A 13,539-nucleotide genomic window follows, 5' to 3' on the forward strand; every position below is an offset into this window, starting at 1 on the left:
ATGGCCGATACCGCCCCCCTCGCGAGTGAAGAAGGACTGTGCACCCGATGACGACATCACACCAGACCGGCCAGATCGGTGAACTCGACTGGCTGCTGACCTCCTTCGTCCAGAAGATCCCCGACGTCGCGCACGCGTTGACGGTCTCCGTCGACGGCCTCGCCCTGGCCGTCTCCGCCGGACTCCCCGGCGACCGGGCGGACCAGCTCGCCGCCATCACCAGCGGACTCGCCAGCCTCACCACCGGTGCCGCCAAGGTGCTCACCGCGGGCAGGGTCCGGCAGTCGGTCGTCGACATGGACGAGGGCGTGCTGCTGCTCATGGCCGTCGGTGACCGCGCCCAGGTCGCCGTGCTGGCCCAGGCCGGGTGCGACCTCGGCCTGGTCGGCTACGAGACCGCCCTGCTGGTGAAGCGGGTCGCGGCCGCGTTGGAGCCCGCCGCCCGCCGCAGCCACCTCAGGTGACCGTCCCGGACCGATCCGGCGCCGCCCCCGCCGGACCGGTCGGCCGTCACCTCTCCGCCCCGGCCGGTCGCCGAGCCGCGACGACCGGCCCATCCGGTGGTACGCGGCGCCGCCCGGCCGTGCCGGACACCGGCGTCACCCGGCGATCCCGTGGAGACGCCCCCGGCGTGCGGTACCGCGACCACGCGACGCGACGACCCCGCGCGGTCGCGTGCGTCGCCGCGGCCTGCCCGCCACCCGCGACCTAACTGCGCCACGCGGCGGTGATCGCCTCCCGGCGGCGCCACGTCGCCGCCGTACCGTCCCTGCGGCGGGACGCCTTCTCCCACATCCACCGGCACTTGGCCACCATCGCCGCCCGCCGCGCCGCCCACGGCGGCATCGCGCCGCCGTACCCGTGATAGAGGTGCGGCAACGCGTCCAGGCAGTCGGGGTGACGGGTACGCACCCGCCACTCACACCAGGCGAGGTCCTCCAACGGCCGCCCGAGATGCGCGAAACCCCAACCCACCACACCGGTGACCGTCAGGGAGTCGGACGCGAACCAGATGCGGTGCGGGCCGAAGTCGCCGTGGACGAGGACGCCCCCGACGCGCGCCGGACCGCCCAACGCCACCTCCGCGTCCACCCGGTGCACGGCGGCCAGAGTCCGCCCGCACGCCGCCAGCACGGCCGCCGCCGTGTCGCCGTCGCACAGCACGGCACCGTTGCGGCCCTCCACCGGATCGCACCTCACCTCGTCCGCCACCACCGCGCGGACCCGGGGCACCGGCACCGAGGGCCACAGTGTCCGGAGCAGCCGGGCGTGCCCCGCCGCGTCGGCGGCCGCGTCCGCCCCACCGAAACGCAGCCGCAGTTCGCCGTCGGTGTGGTCTCCGTTACCCGGGGCCGGTTCGCCGGGGGCCGTGTAGTCCATGTCACGCATCAGATCGGATGGTGCCACACCCCGGCCACTCTCAGCCACGGCCGGATCCGGCCCCGGGAACCGGCGGCCGGCACCGGTTCACCGCGCGTGCCTGGATGTTCGGCCCGCGACCCGCCACGACGACCCCGGACGGACCCACGTGGCCGCGACGCCACGCCGAGTCGCCGTCCACACCCCGTCAATCGGGGAGGAGTCTGGAAGGCTATCCTGCGATCGCCAGACTTGACGTGGCCACTTCCAGGGTGTCCATATCGCTCGACCAGCGACTGGCGATGAGAGTTCAGGAGGCCAACAGGTGACAACGGTTTCGCCGAAGCCGATCGTCGCGCGCCCATGGCCGGTGCGCCGGGAGCCGAAGGGCTCGTGGCTCGCCCGCACACTGCGCACGACCGACGCCAAGCAAATCGGCTTGATGTACCTGGTGACGTCGTTCGCGTTCTTCATGATCGGCGGCCTGCTGGCGTTGCTGATGCGGGCGGAGCTGGCCCGGCCCGGAATGCAGTTCCTGTCGGTGGAGCAGTTCAACCAGCTCTTCACCATGCACGGCACCATCATGCTGCTGATGTTCGCCACCCCGGTGGTGTTCGCGTTCGGCAACTACATCGTGCCGATCCAGATCGGCGCGCCCGACGTGTCGTTCCCCCGCCTCAACGCCTTCGCGTACTGGCTGTACCTGTTCGGTTCCTCGCTGGCGGTGGCGGGTTTCCTCACCCCCGGCGGCGCCGCCGACTTCGGATGGTTCGCCTACCAGCCGCTGTCGGACGTGGTGAACTCTCCCGGCGTCGGCGCCGACATGTGGTTCATCGGCCTGGTCATCTCCGGTCTGGGCACCATCCTCGGTGCCGTCAACATGATCACCACGATCCTGACGCTCCGCGCCCCCGGAATGACCATGTTCCGGATGCCGGTGTTCACCTGGAACATTCTGATCACCAGCCTCCTGGTGCTGCTGGTCTTCCCGATCCTGGCCGCCGCCCTGCTGGCCGTCATGGCCGACCGCACGCTCGGCGCCCACGTCTTCGACAGCGCCACCGGCGGCGCCATGCTCTGGCAGCACCTCTTCTGGTTCTTCGGCCACCCCGAGGTGTACATCGTCGCGCTGCCGTTCTTCGGGATCGTGTCCGAGGTCATCCCGGTGTTCAGCCGCAAGCCGATCTTCGGTTACAAGACCCTGATCGCCGCGACCATCGGCATCGCGGCCCTGTCGATGGCGGTGTGGGCGCACCACATGTTCGCCACCGGTCAGGTGCTGCTGCCGTTCTTCTCGTTCATGAGCTTCCTGATCGCGGTCCCGACCGGCATCAAGTTCTTCAACTGGATCGGCACGATGTGGCGGGGCCAGCTCACCTTCGAGGCCCCGATGCTGTTCTCCATCGGCTTCCTGGTGACGTTCCTGTTCGGCGGCCTGTCGGGCGTGCTGCTGGCCAGCCCGCCGATCGACTTCCACGTGTCCGACACGTACTTCGTCGTCGCCCACTTCCACTACGTGCTGTTCGGCACCATCGTGTTCGCCGTCTACGCGGGCATCTACTTCTGGTTCCCGAAGGCCACCGGCCGCATGTACGACGAACGCCTCGCCAAACTGCACTTCTGGTTGACGTTCCTCGGATTCCACGCGACGTTCCTGGTCCAGCACTGGCTCGGCAACGAGGGCATGCCCCGCCGTTACGCCGACTACCAGGTCGCGGACGGTTTCACGACGCTCAACACGATCTCCACGATCGGCGCGTTCATCCTGGGCGCCTCCACGCTGCCGTTCCTGTGGAACGTCTACAAGTCCTTCAAGGCCGGTCGCGTCGTCACCGCGAACGACCCGTGGGGTCACGGCGGCTCCCTGGAGTGGGCCACCAGCTCCCCGCCGCCGCTGCGCAACTTCGACCGGATGCCCCGCATTCGCAGCGAACGCCCCGCCTTCGACGAGAAGTTCGGGCACCTGCTGGAGGGCAACGGGAAACTCGACGTCCTGGAGGCGTCCGACCTCGGCGAACGCGACACGCCGTCGGAGGAGCCGCCCAGCGTCGAAGACCAGACCGAGGCCAAGCGCCGGGACGAGGAGTCCTGACCGACCGCCGAACGGCCGGACCCGCACGGGTCCGGCCGTTCGCGTGTCCGGAGGTGACCGGGCGCCGGACGTGCCCGCACCCACTAAGAGCTCCTGAATCGTTGAACTGTCTGGCTCGGAACGCTCAGGCGGCGACTGGCGGCGTTGTCGGGTCTTCTGCGTACAACACCGGTACGCACAAGACCCTCCGCCTTGCCATTCATCCACCTGAGGCGCCCCTCCCTGATCAGACGCCAACAATTCAGGAGCTCTAAGCTGACGGCATGGCGCGCGCACTCATCATCGTGGACGTGCAGAAGGACTTCTGCGAAGGCGGCTCACTCGCCGTGGTCGGCGGCACCGCCGTCGCCTCGGGCATCTCCGACCTGGTGGCACGGGAACGGGACCGCTGGGAACACGTCGTGGCCACCCGCGACTACCACATAGACCCGGGACACCACTTCTCCACCGAACCCGACTACGTCGACTCGTGGCCGGTGCACTGCGTCGCGGGGACGCCCGGAGCCGAGATCCACCCCGACATGACCGCCACACCGGAGGCAGTCTTCGACAAGGGCGCCTACGCCGCCGCCTACTCCGGCTTCGAGGGCAGCAGCGGTGACACCTCGCTCGCTGGGTGGCTCCGTGATCACGAGGTCGACGCCGTGGACGTCGTCGGCATCGCCACCGACCACTGCGTGAAGGCCACCGCGCTCGACGCCGCCCGGGAGGGCTTCGACACGACCGTACTGCTCGACCTGACGGCGGGCGTGTCCCAGACGACGGTGGACGCCGCACTCGACGCCCTCCGCGAGGCCGGGGTGACGCTCCGGGGCACCCCCCGCGTCGGCTGACCACCGACGAACAGCCCGACTGCATTCAGCCTGACCCCATTCCGGCTAGTATGCTGCCTGCATGGTGGTAGCCAAGCCCGCCGAGGTGTTCGCGCGCGACCACGAGTGGGACGCACTGTGCCGATTCGTGCAAAGCGACAAACCCGGGTTGACCATCGGCATCGTCCGGGGACGCCGCCGGCACGGGAAGTCGTGGCTACTGGAACACGCCTGCGCCGCCATGTCCGGGGTCTACACACTGGCGCTACGGCAGAGCCGGAAACCGGCACTACGACGATTCGCAGAACAACTGTCACAAGCGGTCGGTCACGAGCTGGGGGAGTTCACATCCTGGACCCAGGCGTTGAACACCGCCGTCACGGCCCTCGCCAGGACCGCTACCGGGAACCCGCTGCTCGTACTGGACGAGTTCCCCTACCTGGTGGCGCACTCACCGGAACTACCCAGCGTGATCCAGGCACTCTACGACGAACACGCGCCGGGCAAGAACGGTCCCCCGTTCCGGCTGATCCTCTGCGGATCGGCGGTCTCGGTGATGTCGACACTGGCACGCGGCGACCAGGCCCTGCGCGGACGCACGATCCTGGACCTGCGCGTGGAGCGATTCGATTTCCGCGAGTCGGCGCGATACTGGGACGTCACACCCGATGTCGGTTTCCTCATCGACTCCGTTCTCGGCGGGGCCGCCGGGTACCGCGACATCGTGGACGGCGTTCCCGCCGATGATGACGCCGACGGATTCTTCTCCTGGCTCGCCACCGGCGTCCTCGACCCGTCCCACGTGTTGTTCACCGAACCCGACTACCTCCTCTCGGAGGACCCGCGAATCGGTGACCGCGCCGTCTACCACTCCATATGGGAGTCCGCGGCCGCCGGCGCCTCCACACCCACCCGGATCGGCGGCGACGTCGGAATGGAGGCGAAGACACTCTCGTACCACCTCGGCATCATGCGAGACGCCGCCTTCCTCCGGTACGAACAGGACATGCTGCTGCAACGCAAACCGGTGATCACGGTCGCCGATCCCGTCGTCCGGTTCCACAACCTGATCGTGCGGCCGCAACTGGCCGCCCTGGAGGCCCGCCACACCGCCCGCGTCTGGGAGAGTGCCGAAGACGTGTTCCGGGCGAAGGTCCTCGGCCCCCACTTCGAACAGATCGCCAGGGACTGGGTATACCGGTACGGTCAATGGGAGGGACTGGCCGACATCGGTCAGGTCGGTACGACACAGGTGCCGTGCCGCCGGCACCGCGGGCATCAAGTCGACGTCCTCGCGCTGAACGCCGGCGGGATCGCCCGCAGCAAGAGCAGCCGCATCACCGTCATCGGCGAGGCGAAGTGCACTCGTGCCGGCTGCGGCACGACCGAGCTGGCGCGGCTCGAACACATCCGGGAGACGCTCGTCGACCAAGGCTGGAACGCCGCCGAAGCCCGGTTGGTGTTGTTCTCTCGCAACGGGTTCGGCGACGAGCTGCGCGGGACCGAGGCCGTGCTCGTCGACCTCGCGACGCTCTACGGGAGGGCGGGCGTGGCCGGCACGCCCGGCAGCAGGTAGGCTGCGTCGGGCAGCGACCTTCGGACTCAGGAGAGGCCATGCGGTGCACCGAACCGGTCACCGGCACGGAGAACACACGGCGGGAACACTGACCCCCACCGTCCGGTGACGACGACTCGACCGTCTCATCATGGCTTCGCCATGCACACCGGAAGGCTTCACCCGAAGTGTCCATCGCAATCCAGGACTACGCCCGCGCCGCCATCGTCAAAGGCGGCCACTCCCACCGGATCGGACCGTTCACCGTCCGCTTCGACCCCGACACCGACCACCCGTTCCTCAACTACGCCATCCCCGACAACGAGGCGCGACCCACCACCGCCGAAGTCGACGCGCTGGTCACCGCCTTCACCACCCGGGGACTCCGGCCCCGCGCCGAACTGCTCCCCGAAGCCGCCCCGGCGGTCGAGGCCGCACTCGCCGCCGCCGGACTCGTCGTCGAGGCCAGGAGCCCACTCATGACCTGCGCCCCCGGGGAGGCCGTGACGGCCGAACCCGCCGGTGTCCGGCTCTACCGCCCCACCCGATCCGACGAATACCTCGACGCCGTCACGATCCAGTACGCCGCCTTCGGAGAGACCGACACACCCGGCGAGGCCGAAGCCCACGCGCAACTGGCCGGACCCGCCGAACGCGGTGCCGTCGTGGTCGTCGCCGCCGTCGACGACCGGATCACCGGGGTCGGACTCTACGGCGCACCCGTCGACGGGATCGCCGAAGTCGCCGGAATCGCCGTCGCACCTTCCCACCAGGGCCGCGGCATCGGGGCCGCCATCACCGGCTGGCTCACCCGCCACGCCCACGACGCCGGGGTGCACACCGCATGGCTCGACCCCTCGGGCGACACCGCGCAACGGCTGTACCGACGCGCCGGCTACCGGGTGTCCGGGACCAAGCTCCACATGTCCGTACCCGCCTGACGGCGACGGGTCGGCGGCCCACCTCGACGGACCGCCGACCCGGCTCCGGCTATGGCAACATCACCACCGGGACCGTCGGGTCACCCGGCGACAGCTTCAAACCCTCCCACGGGATCGCGATCAGGCCCTGCCGCAGCAGGTCACGCGACTCCGTCAACGACGGCAGATCCGCGACGATCTCACCACCCCGCACCAACGGCCGCTGCAACTCACGGTCACCCGGCATCGACTCCGGGCGGCCCTGCGACACCACGACCTCCTCCACGACCGTCCCCGTCGGCTTGTGCCGCCGCACCGCCGTCTTACGGCCCCCCACGGTCCGCTTGTGCTCCGAACGCTTCACCACCGGCCGCCCCGCGACCTCCACGAGCTTGTAGACCAGGTTCGCCGTCGGCGCGCCCGAACCGGTCACCACGGCGGTTCCCGCCCCGTACACGTCCACCGGGGCCGCCGCCAACGCCGCGATCGCGTACTCGTCGAGGTCACCCGACACCACGATCGCCGTGTCGGTGGCGCCCAGCGAGTTCAACAACTCCCGCGACTGCTGCGCCATCACGTCCAGGTCACCCGAATCGATCCGGATCGCACGCAATCCCGGTCCCGCCACCGCGATCGCGTTACGGATCCCCTGGCTGATGTCGTAGGTGTCGACCAGCAACGTGGTGTCGGTCCCCAACATCGCCACCTGAGAGGCGAACGCCGCCGGCTCGTCGGAGTGCAGCAACGTGAACGCGTGCGCCGACGTACCGCCGGTCGGAATGCCGTAGGCGCGGCCCGCCGCCAGATTCGACGTCGACGCGAACCCCGCCAGGTACGCCGCCCTCGCCGCCGCCACCGCGGCGTCCTCGTGAGTCCGGCGCGAACCCATCTCGATGATGGGACGGCCACGCGCCGCCGTCACCATCCGCGCCGCCCCCGCCGCGATCGCGCAGTCGTGGTTGAGGATCGACAGGATCACCGTCTCCAACAGGACACACTCGGCGAAACTGCCCGACACCGTCAGTATCGGCGAACCCGGGAAGAACAGGTCACCCTCGGCGTAGCAGTCGATGTCGCCGCTGAACCGGTACCGGCGCAACCACTCGGCGGTGTCGGCGTCCACCACGCCGTTGCCCCGCAGGAAGTCGACGTCCTCCTCGGCGAACCGGAAACCGGCGAGCCGCTCCACGAGCCTGCCGATGCCCGCGACCACCCCGTACCGGCGTCCGTTCGGCAGCCGGCGCGCGAACACCTCGAACACGCACGGCCGTTCGGCGGTGCCGTCGGCCAACGCCGCCGACACCATCGTGTACTCGTAATGGTCGGTCAGCAGCGGCACCGACGTCGTCGCCCGGCCCGCCGGTACTGCGTCACGCATGACGGGAAGCCTACTGTGCGACCGCACCGCCCACGACCGGTATCGCTCCCCGGCCCCCGCACCGCGACGCCACAATGGACCTCACGTGGCCGATTCCGTTGACCGGATTGGTCACGGCGGAGAACGTCGCAGCCGTTGACACCCCGTGACGGCTGTGGAATATTTCCCCGCGTCAAGATCAGCGCAACAGTGAAGGGGTTCCCATGCGCAAGATCACGAAGGCCGTGGACCGGGTACTGGACCGCATGCTCAACACCGGCAAGGCCCAGGCCAAGCCGTGCGGTGAATGCTGGAACGTCGGCGACTGCCTGGTGTGCAGCCACCCGATCACCTGCGTCGAGACCATCCACTGCGGTCCCTGACCGCGCCCCGCCGGGCTCGGCCCGGAACGACAGTCCCGAGAGCGCCGGAGCCGTCAGGCCCCGGCGCTCTCGCCACGTGCGGAACCCTCACCACACCCGCACCGCCACCACCTCGGGCCCCGGGCACTCCCGGCGACGGTGTTACCGTCCGACGTCAAGGAAGCAACGACAGGAGCGCCAATGACCCTCGAACGTCCGACCGTGACCCCCGACCCCGGACCACCTCCGGCCGAACTCACCGTCACCGACATCACCGTCGGCGACGGCGAGGAGGCCACCACCGGCCGCGAAGTGGAGGTCCACTACGTCGGCGTGTCCCACTCCACCGGCACCGAGTTCGACGCGAGCTGGAACCGCAACAGCGCCTTCCGCTTCCCGCTCGGCGGCGGCATGGTCATCAAGGGCTGGGACGACGGCGTCGCCGGAATGCGCGTCGGTGGCCGACGCCGACTCGTCATCCCGCCGCACCTGGCATACGGCGACCGCAGCCCCACACCGGCCATCAAGCCCGGCGAGACCCTCGTCTTCGTCGTGGACCTGATCGGCGTGCGCTAGACCATCCCGTGGCCGCCCGGAGCCCCGGGCGGCCACGGCACGTCCCCGCGCCGGTCACCACGGGCGCCCACGCGACACCACTCCCAGGGGCCTTACTCCGGCGAACGAATCGCCGAGGTGACGGGGTTTCAAGTGCGGCCCGCGACGCCCCCCCTCCCGTACCCGCAATGCCTCTCACACGGGGATGGCGTTCCGCACCATCCCTGCAATGCCTCTCACAGGGACTGGCGCGTTCCGCGCCACCCCCTGCAATGCCGCTCACACAGGGATGGCGCGTTCCGCACCATCCCTGTAGTGTTGTCGCCGTGTTGCGGATCGACCATGCGCTAGTCAAGGCGATGGTCGCGCATGCCCGCGCCGACCACCCCGACGAGGCCTGCGGCGTCATCGCAGGACCGGCGGACACCGGTACGCCCGTTCGCCACATCCCCATGCTCAACGCCGAACGCAGCACCACGTTCTACCGCTTCGACTCGATCGAACAGCTCAAGGTCTGGCGCGAGATGGACGACGCCGACGAGATCCCCGTCGTCATCTACCACTCTCACACCGCCACCGAGGCATACCCGTCCCGCACCGACGTCAAGTTCGCGGGCGAACCCGATGCCCACTACGTCCTGGTGTCCACTCGACACCCCCAGGTCGCCGAGATCCGGTCATTCCGCATCGTCGACGGCCAGATCACCGAGGAACCCGTCGAGCCGACCGGCGATGCCCGGCTTACGGCGACACAGCACCGGGGCGACGCCGACGCCGTGCAGTCGTACAAGTTCGGGCACAGCCCGGACGCGTTGATCTACGACTGTCAGTAGCGCCGCGTCCCACGACGCGGCGGCTCCGCGCATCCCGCTGAACCTTGAGTGACGAAGGAACCATCATGTCTGTACAAGTGCGTATCCCCACGATCCTGCGCCAGCACACCGGCGGCCAGAAGACCGTCGAAGGCACCGGAACCACACTGGACGAACTCTTCCAGGACCTCGACGGCCGCCACAACGGGCTGCGCGCCCGCGTCGTCACCGACGAGGGCGCCCTCCACCGGTTCGTCAACGTCTACGTCAACGACGAGGACGTCCGCTTCACCGGTGGACTCAAGACCCCGGTCGGTGACGGCGACTCGGTCACCATCCTGCCCGCCGTCGCCGGCGGCTGACCGCCCAGATCGACCGGCACCGCCGGCCGCCCCGCCGGCGGTGCCGCCCACGCCACCGCGACCCGCCCGCCACACGGAGAACAACATGGCACGGTTCGACAGCCTCGCCGACACCGTCGGGGACACGCCACTCGTCGGCCTCCCCAGGCTCTCACCCGGCCCACGTGTCCGCCTGTGGGCCAAACTCGAAGACCGCAACCCCACCGGCAGCGTCAAGGACCGCGCCGCCCGGTACATCATCGACGAGGCCGTCAAGGACGGCCGACTCACCGACGGCGCCACCATCCTCGAACCCACCAGCGGAAACACCGGTATCGCCCTGGCCATGGCGGCCCGGCAACGCGGCTACCACCTCGTGTGCGTCATGCCCGAGAACACCTCGGAGGAACGCCGCCAACTCCTCGCCGCGTTCGGCGCCGAAGTCGTCGACTCCCCGGCCGCCGGAGGCTCCAACGCCGCCGTCGCCAAAGCCCGCCGCATGGCCGCCGAACACCCCGACTGGGTCATGCTCGACCAGTACTCCAACCCCGCCAACGCCCGCGCCCACTACGAGACCACCGGCCCCGAGATCTGGCGCGACCTTCCCACCGTCACCCACTTCGTCGCCGGCCTCGGTACCACCGGCACCCTGATGGGAACCGGGCGTTACCTGCGGGAACGCAACCCCGCCATCGAGATCGTCGCCGCCGAACCCCGTTACGGCGAACTCGTGTACGGCCTGCGCAACATCGACGAGGGCTTCGTCCCCGAACTCTACGACGAATCCGTCCTCACCCGACGGTTCTCGGTCGGCTCCACTGACGCGCTCACCCGCACCCGCGAACTCCTTCACGCCGAGGGACTCTTCGCCGGGCTCTCCAGCGGTGCCGTCACCCACGCCGCCCTCGCCATCGCCGCCGAAGCCGTCCGCCGCGACCGGGAGGCCGACATCGTCATACTCGTGGCCGACGCCGGATGGAAGTACCTCTCCACCGGCGCCTACACCGGAGACGCCGAGGCCACCGCCGAGACCCTCGACGGGCAACTGTGGGCCTGAACCGCGAGAAATATCCCCGCCGAAACACCAGCTCAACCCGCACCCACTCGCGAACCGGGCCGGAAATGTCCTATTTGAGGGTTTCCTCCGCACCGTCTAGTTGGTAGAGTCGGCCAACGTGGGCAACGTACAGACAACACACCAGGCGACGCAGCCGGTCATCACCGTTCCGGCTCACGACCAGGCCGTTCCGGCCCCGCACGCGACCGTCCCCTCGCAACAACACCAGCCACCACCCCCACGACAGGACACCGCCGCGCCCACCGTCAAGGCGTTCCCCGACCTGAGGATGCGCCGCCTCATGGGCGTCAGCGCCTGGGCGCTCGCCCTCGCCGTCACCGGATTCGTCGTCGGAGCCATCGCCCTCATCCGGCTCATGGGCGACATGCCCGGCTGGTTCGAACCCGTCTTCGCCGCCACCGGCGTCTTCGGGCTCCTCCTCATCGTCGCGGCCTTCGTCACCGTCCAGTACCGCCGCATCCCGTGGCTGCTGCTCGGCGCGAGCAGCGTCACACTCGTCGCCGGCATCATCATGCTCGGCAACGCCTGACCAGGTCAGAGGGCTACGGGCCATCGACGAACGTCCACGTGTCGCGCGACACGGTGTCGGGTTCCCGACAAACCCGCCGGAACCTGCCCGGTTACCGCGCCATCACCGCGTAACCTGGCCTGTCATGACGGCTGCCCCGATCGGGATATTCGACTCAGGAGTCGGTGGACTCACGGTCGCCCGCGCGATACACGACCTGCTGCCCGGCGAACCCCTCCTGTACCTCGCCGACACCGCCCACGTCCCCTACGGGCCACGTCCCCTCGCCGAAGTACGCCGTTACACCCTCGCCGCCTGCGACCACCTCGCCGCACAGGGCGCCAAACTCATCGTCATCGCCTGCAACACCAGCAGCGCCGCCAGCACCGCCGACATCCGGGAACGCTTCGACATCCCCGTCGTCGAGGTCATCCGCCCCACCGCCCGCCGCGCCGCCACCGCCACCCGTACCGGCCGGGTCGGCGTGATCGGCACCACTGCGACCATCACCAGCGGCGCCTATGCTGATGCCTTCCACGCCTCACCCGGGATAACCGTCTCGACCGCCGCATGCCCCGCATTCGTCGACTTCGTCGAACGCGGAGTGACAACTGGACGACAGTTGTTGGGCCTCGCGGAGGGCTACCTTGAGCCGCTACAGCGCAACCAGGTGGACACATTGGTGTTGGGCTGTACGCACTACCCGCTGCTGACCGGACTCATCGGCCTGGTGATGGGAGACGAAGTGACACTCGTGTCCAGCGCGGAATCCACCGCGCAGGAGGTCTACCGCCTCCTCACCGAGCGAGACCTGCTGTCCGACGCCGACCACACGACCGTCGCGCACCGCTACCTCGCCACCGGCGACCCCGCCCGCTTCGCCCGGACAGCACGCCGCTTCCTCGGCCCCCAGCCCGCCCGGCTGCGGGTCGAGGCCGTCCCACACGGACGGCATGGACTCGTGGAGGTGGTCACGTGACCGAACGACACACAACCGGGAAGACCGACACCACAAGGCGGTGGCGCCAGTGAAACTCACCGTCATAGGCTGCGCCGGAAGCTTCCCCGGCCCCGACTCGCCCTGCTCCGCATACCTCGTCCAAGCCGAGGACTACACCCTGCTGCTCGACTTCGGCTCCGGATCACTCGGCGCACTCCAACGCCACATCGACCCGTACCGGATCGACGCCATCATCCTCACCCACCTCCACGCCGACCACATCATGGACGCCTGCCCCTACGTCGTCATGCGGCGATACGCCCCCGGAGGTCCCCTCCCACAGATACCCCTCTACGGCCCCACCGGCACCGAGACCCGCCTCGCCACCGCATACGGCGGCGCCGGCGAAACCGGCTGCCCCTCACTGTCCGACGTATACCGCTTCCACACCCTCACACCCGGACAACTCGACATCGGCCCCTTCCACGTCACCGTCGACGAAGTCGCCCACCCCGTCCAGACCTTCGGCGTCCGCCTCGAACACGGCGGCCGCTCCCTCACCTACTCCAGCGACACCGGCACCTGCGAACCACTCCGCCGGCTCGCCAACCACTGCGACGTCTTCCTCTGCGAAGCCTCATACCTCGAAGGAAGACCCAACCCACCCGGCGTACACCTCACCGGCCGAGAAGCCGGCGAGACCGCCACCAAGGCCGGCGCCGGCCGGCTCCTGCTCACCCACCTCGTACGGCGATGGGGCGACCCCGAACGCACCCTCGCCGAAGCCACCGCCGCATACGCCGGTCCCGTGGAACTCGTCGAATCCGGCGCCGTCTACCACATCTGAC

At 69.3% G+C, this 13,539-nt stretch carries 14 protein-coding genes and 1 pseudogene; 13 read left to right on the forward strand and 2 right to left on the reverse strand.

What is annotated here, in order from left to right; genetic code table 11:
- The first annotated feature begins 47 nt into the window (after nt 1-47).
- Nucleotides 48-464, forward strand: a complete 417-nt coding sequence (locus LX16_RS16645) for a roadblock/LC7 domain-containing protein (RefSeq protein ID WP_147139883.1) — start codon at nt 48-50, stop codon at nt 462-464.
- A gap of 244 nt (nt 465-708) precedes the next feature.
- Here LX16_RS16645 and LX16_RS16650 read toward each other — a convergent pair whose 3' ends face one another.
- Nucleotides 709-1,389: a phosphotransferase family protein gene (locus tag LX16_RS16650; RefSeq protein ID WP_147139885.1), complete on the reverse strand. Its 681-nt coding sequence runs from the start codon at nt 1,387-1,389 to the stop codon at nt 709-711.
- Nucleotides 1,390-1,684: 295 nt separating this feature from the next.
- On the opposite strand from LX16_RS16650, the pseudogene ctaD reads away from it, so the two are divergent.
- From ctaD to LX16_RS16670, 4 genes and pseudogenes are all read left to right on the forward strand, one after another.
- A pseudogene (gene ctaD / locus LX16_RS16655) lies at nt 1,685-3,402 on the forward strand (aa3-type cytochrome oxidase subunit I); the annotation flags it as partial.
- A 312-nt stretch (nt 3,403-3,714) separates the two neighbouring features.
- A complete protein-coding gene (locus LX16_RS16660) occupies nt 3,715-4,284 on the forward strand; it encodes an isochorismatase family protein (RefSeq protein WP_147139889.1) in 570 nt (189 codons plus the stop codon).
- Between the two features lie 61 nt (nt 4,285-4,345).
- Entirely contained in the window at nt 4,346-5,839 is a 1,494-nt protein-coding gene (locus LX16_RS16665; RefSeq protein ID WP_147139891.1) for an AAA family ATPase, read from the forward strand.
- A 167-nt stretch (nt 5,840-6,006) separates the two neighbouring features.
- Nucleotides 6,007-6,759 carry a GNAT family N-acetyltransferase gene (locus LX16_RS16670; protein ID WP_147139894.1) on the forward strand — a complete coding sequence of 251 codons (753 nt, stop codon included), beginning with the start codon at nt 6,007-6,009 and terminating at the stop codon, nt 6,757-6,759.
- A gap of 49 nt (nt 6,760-6,808) precedes the next feature.
- Here the strand turns inward: LX16_RS16670 and LX16_RS16675 are convergent, their stop codons facing one another.
- Nucleotides 6,809-8,116: a nicotinate phosphoribosyltransferase gene (locus LX16_RS16675; protein WP_147139896.1), complete on the reverse strand. Its 1,308-nt coding sequence runs from the start codon at nt 8,114-8,116 to the stop codon at nt 6,809-6,811.
- Nucleotides 8,117-8,319: 203 nt separating this feature from the next.
- Here LX16_RS16675 and LX16_RS26665 point away from each other — a divergent pair, with 203 nt between their 5' ends.
- The 8 genes from LX16_RS26665 to LX16_RS16710 all read left to right on the forward strand — a co-directional run bounded on the left by LX16_RS26665 (nt 8,320) and on the right by LX16_RS16710 (nt 13,538).
- On the forward strand, nt 8,320-8,478 hold the full coding sequence (locus tag LX16_RS26665) for a hypothetical protein (RefSeq protein ID WP_158645634.1): 159 nt from the start codon (nt 8,320-8,322) through the stop codon (nt 8,476-8,478).
- Nucleotides 8,479-8,658: 180 nt separating this feature from the next.
- Complete coding sequence (locus tag LX16_RS16680) at nt 8,659-9,033, forward strand: FKBP-type peptidyl-prolyl cis-trans isomerase (protein WP_147139898.1); 375 nt, start codon at nt 8,659-8,661, stop codon at nt 9,031-9,033.
- Nucleotides 9,034-9,338: 305 nt separating this feature from the next.
- Nucleotides 9,339-9,845, forward strand: a complete 507-nt coding sequence (locus LX16_RS27655; protein ID WP_342210862.1) for a M67 family metallopeptidase — start codon at nt 9,339-9,341, stop codon at nt 9,843-9,845.
- Between the two features lie 65 nt (nt 9,846-9,910).
- Nucleotides 9,911-10,186 (forward strand): MoaD/ThiS family protein, encoded by a 276-nt coding sequence (locus LX16_RS16690; protein WP_147139902.1) that lies wholly within the window; start codon nt 9,911-9,913, stop codon nt 10,184-10,186.
- 85 nt (nt 10,187-10,271) lie between these two features.
- Nucleotides 10,272-11,222, forward strand: a complete 951-nt coding sequence (locus tag LX16_RS16695) for a PLP-dependent cysteine synthase family protein (protein ID WP_147139904.1) — start codon at nt 10,272-10,274, stop codon at nt 11,220-11,222.
- 118 nt (nt 11,223-11,340) lie between these two features.
- On the forward strand, nt 11,341-11,772 hold the full coding sequence (locus LX16_RS16700; RefSeq protein WP_147139906.1) for a hypothetical protein: 432 nt from the start codon (nt 11,341-11,343) through the stop codon (nt 11,770-11,772).
- A 124-nt stretch (nt 11,773-11,896) separates the two neighbouring features.
- On the forward strand, nt 11,897-12,730 hold the full coding sequence (gene murI, locus LX16_RS16705; RefSeq protein WP_147139908.1) for a glutamate racemase: 834 nt from the start codon (nt 11,897-11,899) through the stop codon (nt 12,728-12,730).
- Nucleotides 12,731-12,779: 49 nt separating this feature from the next.
- The gene (locus LX16_RS16710; protein WP_147139911.1) at nt 12,780-13,538 is read left to right on the forward strand and encodes an MBL fold metallo-hydrolase; all 759 of its coding nucleotides are present in this window, start codon (nt 12,780-12,782) and stop codon (nt 13,536-13,538) included.
- The last annotated feature ends 1 nt before the right edge of the window (nt 13,539 follow it).

This window comes from Stackebrandtia albiflava, from assembly GCF_007994225.1.
GTDB lineage: Bacteria > Actinomycetota > Actinomycetes > Mycobacteriales > Micromonosporaceae > Stackebrandtia > Stackebrandtia albiflava.

Excerpts from the sequence above, each read along its gene's own strand:
- LX16_RS16645 (WP_147139883.1), top strand. The coding sequence starts at position 48 with ATGACGACATCACACCAGACCGGCCAGATCGGTGAACTCGACTGGCTG.
- LX16_RS16650 (WP_147139885.1), bottom strand. The coding sequence starts at position 1,389 with ATGCGTGACATGGACTACACGGCCCCCGGCGAACCGGCCCCGGGTAAC.
- LX16_RS16660 (WP_147139889.1), top strand. The coding sequence starts at position 3,715 with ATGGCGCGCGCACTCATCATCGTGGACGTGCAGAAGGACTTCTGCGAA.
- LX16_RS16665 (WP_147139891.1), top strand. The coding sequence starts at position 4,346 with ATGGTGGTAGCCAAGCCCGCCGAGGTGTTCGCGCGCGACCACGAGTGG.
- LX16_RS16675 (WP_147139896.1), bottom strand. The coding sequence starts at position 8,116 with ATGCGTGACGCAGTACCGGCGGGCCGGGCGACGACGTCGGTGCCGCTG.
- LX16_RS26665 (WP_158645634.1), top strand. The coding sequence starts at position 8,320 with ATGCGCAAGATCACGAAGGCCGTGGACCGGGTACTGGACCGCATGCTC.
- LX16_RS16680 (WP_147139898.1), top strand. The coding sequence starts at position 8,659 with ATGACCCTCGAACGTCCGACCGTGACCCCCGACCCCGGACCACCTCCG.
- LX16_RS16690 (WP_147139902.1), top strand. The coding sequence starts at position 9,911 with ATGTCTGTACAAGTGCGTATCCCCACGATCCTGCGCCAGCACACCGGC.
- LX16_RS16695 (WP_147139904.1), top strand. The coding sequence starts at position 10,272 with ATGGCACGGTTCGACAGCCTCGCCGACACCGTCGGGGACACGCCACTC.
- murI (WP_147139908.1), top strand. The coding sequence starts at position 11,897 with ATGACGGCTGCCCCGATCGGGATATTCGACTCAGGAGTCGGTGGACTC.